Origin of the sequence: Ruminococcus sp. (assembly GCF_017650195.1) — a bacterium.
Taxonomy (GTDB): domain Bacteria; phylum Bacillota; class Clostridia; order Oscillospirales; family Ruminococcaceae; genus Ruminococcus.
Genome location: NZ_JAGCFH010000270.1, coordinates 1 through 5,749, shown reverse-complemented (window position 1 = coordinate 5,749; position 5,749 = coordinate 1). Strand labels below are relative to the sequence as shown.

General features: G+C 43.2%; 3 protein-coding genes. All 3 read right to left on the bottom strand.

All coding sequences use genetic code 11. From position 1 onward, the window contains the following. Window positions 1–52 precede the first annotated feature (52 nt). Window positions 53–2,530, bottom strand: a complete 2,478-nt coding sequence (locus J6U00_RS12295; RefSeq protein ID WP_296582269.1) for a glycoside hydrolase family 11 protein — start codon at window positions 2,528–2,530, stop codon at window positions 53–55. 549 nt (window positions 2,531–3,079) lie between these two features. Beyond that, a complete protein-coding gene (locus tag J6U00_RS12290; RefSeq protein WP_296582267.1) occupies window positions 3,080–4,864 on the bottom strand; it encodes a CotH kinase family protein in 1,785 nt (594 codons plus the stop codon). A 29-nt stretch (window positions 4,865–4,893) separates the two neighbouring features. Beyond that, entirely contained in the window at window positions 4,894–5,262 is a 369-nt protein-coding gene (locus tag J6U00_RS12285) for a hypothetical protein (RefSeq protein ID WP_296582265.1), read from the bottom strand. Between the last annotated feature and the right edge of the window lie 487 nt (window positions 5,263–5,749).

Genomic DNA, 5,749 nt, shown 5'->3' with positions numbered 1-5,749 from the left:
TATTGAAATAAAAGGCTTTCCGCAAGAATATCTGCGAAAAGCCTTTTTAGTTTTAATTTAGTTCGGTAGGAGCGATTCTGCTTCTCATCACGCACAGATCGTGAATATCCCATATTCCGTCACCGTTGACGTCATAATCTGCACCTGTCGGTATTTCAATCTTTTCTCCGAGGAGGAAAGATTTGAAGTTCCTGATATCGTCAGCAGTATAAACGGCAATATCATTTTCAGTTCTCTTTGCGCTTACTGAATTGACAACCGCAGATCCGGTGTTCTTAAAAATTTTGAGTGTGAAATAAACGTCTTGTATGTCGTAAGTATCTATGCCAAGACCGCTTACCTTTCTGGCTATGTCCGCTGCATCAAATGAGCCTTCATAGCGTATGCAGCCATCAGATACGTCATCAGCTTCAACTGCCTCAAGCTGTTTCTGACGCTTAACGATCACGAATGGTAAATTATCCTTCCTGACCTCAGGTATATAAGCAATAACATCATACTTTACGCCACCTGATTCAATAACGCCAAGCTTCTCGGGATCACGGAACGAACCATACACCAATTCAGATGTGAGCTCTCCCTCCCATTTATCAGCGATCAGGATATAACAGCCAAAATAACAGTCAGCTTCCCCCATAGAATGTAAATACTCTTCATTTATACAGTTGATAAATCCACCGAGCGCCCATTCGGAGCCCTCCTTATCGGAAGAGATATCACCGATATCAATATTGTAATCGAACAGCAGGCTCTCATTGCTTTCACAGCCATACTCATAGTTCTCTCTCTGGATTTCACATAATCCGATGTTGAAACTGCGGGCGAACTCGGCATTATTCGATGCGAATACTCCCGGCTGATACTCTCCCCATTCGTAGTTTATTTTTTCATCTGCATATCCATACATCGTCATAGCGGTGCCGTTTACACCATAGTGCAGGCCTTTCAGATATACAGAATTATGCCAGTCATTAAGGTCAATCTTTCTTGTCATTCTTTCGTACTCGCCTTCATCGGCAATGAATTCCGGCAGTTCCACATCGAGCTTCACTAACTCCGCACTTCCCACTGAAACAGAACCGTTTACCTGAGCGACAAGAACGTCGGCGCAGCCAAGTACGATACCAAGATTGTGTACATATTCCATAAAGGGAGCGATGTCATGCTTAGCCGTAACTGTTCCCTTCATACCGTTTTCCGCTGCGTCTCTGCTTATGAAGTAATATCTTTGTTTGAGCTGAGACTTGCCGGTACCCATCCAGCTCTGCGAACCGTCATAAACATCATAATCCACACCGTCTACGGTGAGCTTGCCTAAATTCTGTGCATTTTTAGATGGTACCCAGCCCTTGCTGCAGGCGTCTACTATATAAAGGTCAGTGTACACGTAATATTCCGGCATTTCGATAACGCCAAGCTTTGCCGCAGCACTGACAGCGAAAGAACCGCTGGCTTCAAAATCCATAGTGTACTCTATAGACGAGCCCGATATAGCTTTATAGGACTGTCCCGGTTCGTACTGCTTTCCACGCTCAAATATAGGATCGTTATTATAACTGTTATCTCTTGCGTCCCATTCAGCACTGAATTGCGACGGAGCTATCAGCACCATTTGATCTTTTTCGCCCCTGCCTTCAATGTGGTAATAATAACCTGTGCGGACGCCGTAATCTATATCTTTTAGTGTTACAGCAGCCTCTTCATCCTCGTACTCGTCGGGAGCAAGCTCCGGCATATTCTCTATGGATACATCAACAGTATAGACATAAGCGCTTCCCTTTGAGCCGGCGCTCTCAAGGAACAGTCCGATATCAGTTATATCTCCCACATCATATCCTGTCGCAGCTAGTGCGTTAAGCTTGTCGGTTATATTTATCCTTCTGTCGTCCTCAATATCGTTATTGATAGTCATAGGAACATCTCTCCGGAATACGAAGGTCTTGCCCTTCCCATCACCGTTCTCACAGGAGTACAGAGTATAGTCAACAGCATAGGCATCTCCCTTAACGTCGATAAGGCCAAAGAGAGTATCATGGAATACTTCCTGAGAGCAAAGCTTTCCTATCTCCTTGTAATTTTCATCCTTTTCAACAATGCTCCTGCCGTCTGCCGAATCTTCCACTTCAAGTATGTCGATCACGTCGCCCTTTGAGTTATGAAGTCTGACGCCCAGTCTCACATAACCGTTTTTGCTGTCAGTGTAGCCTTCCGTATCTATCCTTTTCCAGTACTTGTATGTGATATTCCCCAGCTCTTTGTAGCTGACAGGAGAAGCGAACTTAAGACCTCTTCCAGTCCTGAAGCCCTCTTCATTATCCCATTCACAGCGGAAGCAGCCGCCCGGTTGTATCAGGAAATTCGGCTGACTGTCCTTATCATTATTTGCTATTTCATAGTAATAGCTCTTGTCGATACCGCTGCAATCATGGTCGATAACTATATCAGCATTGACTGTCTGCACCGGAATGCTTGCCGTACACAACGCCGCAGAAATAACAGCGGATAAAAAGCCCTTTGTGTGTTTTTTCATGTTAAGCCCTCCCGTGTATCCATACAGATACATATTATATTACACAAATTATATCTTATTCATGAATAAAAATCAAGTATAATATTGCGAATTTTTATACACTCTTCTCAAAAACCTTAAATAAAATTTATTATTTTATATACAAAATTATTTTACATTCGCATATCAACATAGGAAGATTAATTTAACTCTTAAAGAGCTACATGTTTTACCAGTAGAGTTCGTTTTATGTTCAGGTATGTAATGCGTTTTAAAACCACTCAGAGGACAAGCTTGCATATTCTGCAAGTACTGCAGAAACGTCCACTGCATCGCCAAAGCTGTCGTCATGCATTTTCAGCTGCATTCTCTATGATCGTTTATTATATCCATTATAGTATTTTTATCACCTTCAAGGAAACAGTAGTATCCACGTTCAACGTTATCCATCAAGAACAATGATTTTGTCTCTATACTATTTAGGCAATATAAAATGAAAAATGGCTCACCTGAAAATAAGGTTCTTCAAAAAGAAAAGAGCCCTGCCAAAGCAAAGCTCTCTGCTTGTCATTATTCTTTCGAATACTTCTGAACATAGTCAGTGATGTATTTCCTGCGTTCGGAGAAGAAACTGCGGAGTTCACCGACCGCTTCGTCATAGCTGTATTCTCCCGCAGAGCCTCCAAAAGAAATGCGCCAGAAACGGTCATAGGTATCCGTTACCATATCATGATACGTTTCTGAAATGCGGTCTATCTCATTCTCCACACGTTCATCGTTGAAATTATTATTTGAGATATCCTCAAAAGTGTCCATAAAGCTCTGCTTGAAGCCTTCATTTTTCATTGCAGCTTTAAACAGGTCAGTAATAAAGCAGTCTTCTTCCATTAAATTTGAAAGACTGTCGTTATCAGCAAGCGCTTCATGGTAGATGCCCGTGCTGTACTCTGTATCGAACAGTATAAAGCGCCATTTTCCGTCGGCGTAAGGATTGCTCTTATCAATGGTCTGTACTCTCCACATCGCCGAATTTGGAGCGCCCCAGTCGCAGTTGTCTATGTACAGCTCAGTACTTATATAGTCCATAAAGCCCTGCATATCCACAAATTCGCAGAGCTTTTTGTAAGCTGCATCGTCCGAAAAATCAGTTTCATTTATCCATTTCCGGAGTTCCTCCCATTCGGCAAATACCTCCTCTGAACCTTCCTCAAGAAGATCCTTTTTTATTATGCAGACATCTTTTTTGGGAACGCCGTAATGGGCTTTGACAAACGCTGCGTCAAGCTTCTCAGTGATCTCATAATGGCCCCAGTATTCGCCGTTTATGAAGAGTATACACGGCTCCATGCCCTGAGTGAGGAACTGTCTGTCGGAAACAAGAGACTGTATAAGCTTGTCTCGAAAGCGCGTATACATCGCATCGTTTCCGCAGTTTCGAAGCATAAAGCTATCGAACTCCGTGACAGGCGCATTGCCGTGCTGGCTCACGACATTTCCCGAAAACAGATCATATACAAGCTTAGGAGCGCCGTAATCCTTTCTTGCATAAATATTCAGACTTTTCTGCGTGTAGGAACGGCTTGCACCGCCGTGAATACGTATACCAACATTCTGAGAGCATGTGAGCTGACCGCCTTCAAAGAACTGCACAAAAGCCTCTCTCTCCCATTCCCTGCCCTTCTGAGTGTAATTCGCAGGCAGGAACCAATCCGGAGTCTCGGGATCGTATTCATCGCTATCAAGCCAGTCATCGTAGGCCTTTCCAATCGTATATATCCCTTTTTCGTAATCAAAAAGGCTGCTCTCCTCCGTTATGAGTGAGATTGTCTTAACGTCATCGTAATAGTCAGCCTTCTCACCGAAGCCCACAAAATATGTACATGACACTACTCTGCTCTGACTGCCGCTTCCGTCTACAGCTATAGCTCTTACCACCGTTGACTTGTCCACGGGAGAATCCGGCAGATCGTACTTTACAAAATTAGCAGGCTGGGCGATGTCCTTGTGAGCGCTGAGGACGTTTTTCTCAGCGGACCTGTCGCTGATAAGAACAGGCTGTGTGAACCTCTGACTTTCAACACTAGGTACACTTCCGTCGAGAGTATAGTATACGGTGCAGCCGTCGTCAGCTGTTATGTCAAGATAGAATTCCTCATCATAAAATCCACTTACCGCAGAAAAACGCATTCCCTCTGCCTCAAAGGGCTCTGTCTTAGCCCCGGTCTCTGCCGTTTCAGTTGGCTGGGGCTTTGATGAAGACTTATCTCCCTCTGAACATGAGGCGAGGAATGATCCACTAATGCCCAGCGTTAAGATAAAAGCTGCACTTATAACAGTTTTTGATCTGTATTTCATAAATATCTCCTTGATTCGAATATTGTATGTTATAATCTGCTGATCCTTATCTTGATCCACAGCAACAGTACAGCTATGCAATTTATACCTATCACCGCTATTGCCATGGTCTTGTTTTTATCTTCTCCAACAAGTACCATAAAGAACCAGAATGCCGACATGAGAAAAGCTCCGATCAGCGCAAGTACAAGTCCTGCCAGCTCGGCTTTATCATTAGCCCGGCACAGCTGTATTATTTCTGTAATTATAATAACAGGCAGTACCGGAAGCATCATTGCCGTCAACAGCAGCAGGACTCCCGGAGATTCAGCCCGGTCTGCATTACTAATACAGACCGCTCCATAAGTAATAGCCGAGACCATGATAAGAACGATAGAAAATAATCTACGCTTGTCCATTTACTTCAACTCGCTTTCCGACTGACAATTTCCGGAATACCTACAGATTCACATATCCAGCCCCGTTGAGCTTTACCTGTTATTTTATAAAAAAACTTGCAATGCGACGTCTTTTATATTATTATAACTTATAAGGGAAGCAACGTCAAGCGCTGCATAATATCAGCCGCCTGATACTTGCCTCATTATAGTTCTATGTATATCGAAAGGGAACCTTTGTACTACATGCACATAACTGCAAAGGCGTTTTTGTTCACATCGCCAAATTTCAAACTTGTATGCAACAATTCAGACTTTTTCCGACACTTAATGAATGAACTTGCACCGAAGATGTGCAAAGCTTCTTAAAATAGATTCAAAGGAGGGACCCATTATGAAAGACAATACCGAAGACGTTAAACTCGCACAGCAAGGCAGTACGGAAGCCTTTGCGAGACTTTACTCTTATGTCTACAAGGATATGTACCACATTGCGTTATACAGCTTA

What these genes read in the sequence shown, in the direction of transcription:
- J6U00_RS12295 (WP_296582269.1), bottom strand. Translation starts at nt 2,530, where the DNA reads ATGAAAAAACACACAAAGGGCTTTTTATCCGCTGTTATTTCTGCGGCG.
- J6U00_RS12290 (WP_296582267.1), bottom strand. Translation starts at nt 4,864, where the DNA reads ATGAAATACAGATCAAAAACTGTTATAAGTGCAGCTTTTATCTTAACG.
- J6U00_RS12285 (WP_296582265.1), bottom strand. Translation starts at nt 5,262, where the DNA reads ATGGACAAGCGTAGATTATTTTCTATCGTTCTTATCATGGTCTCGGCT.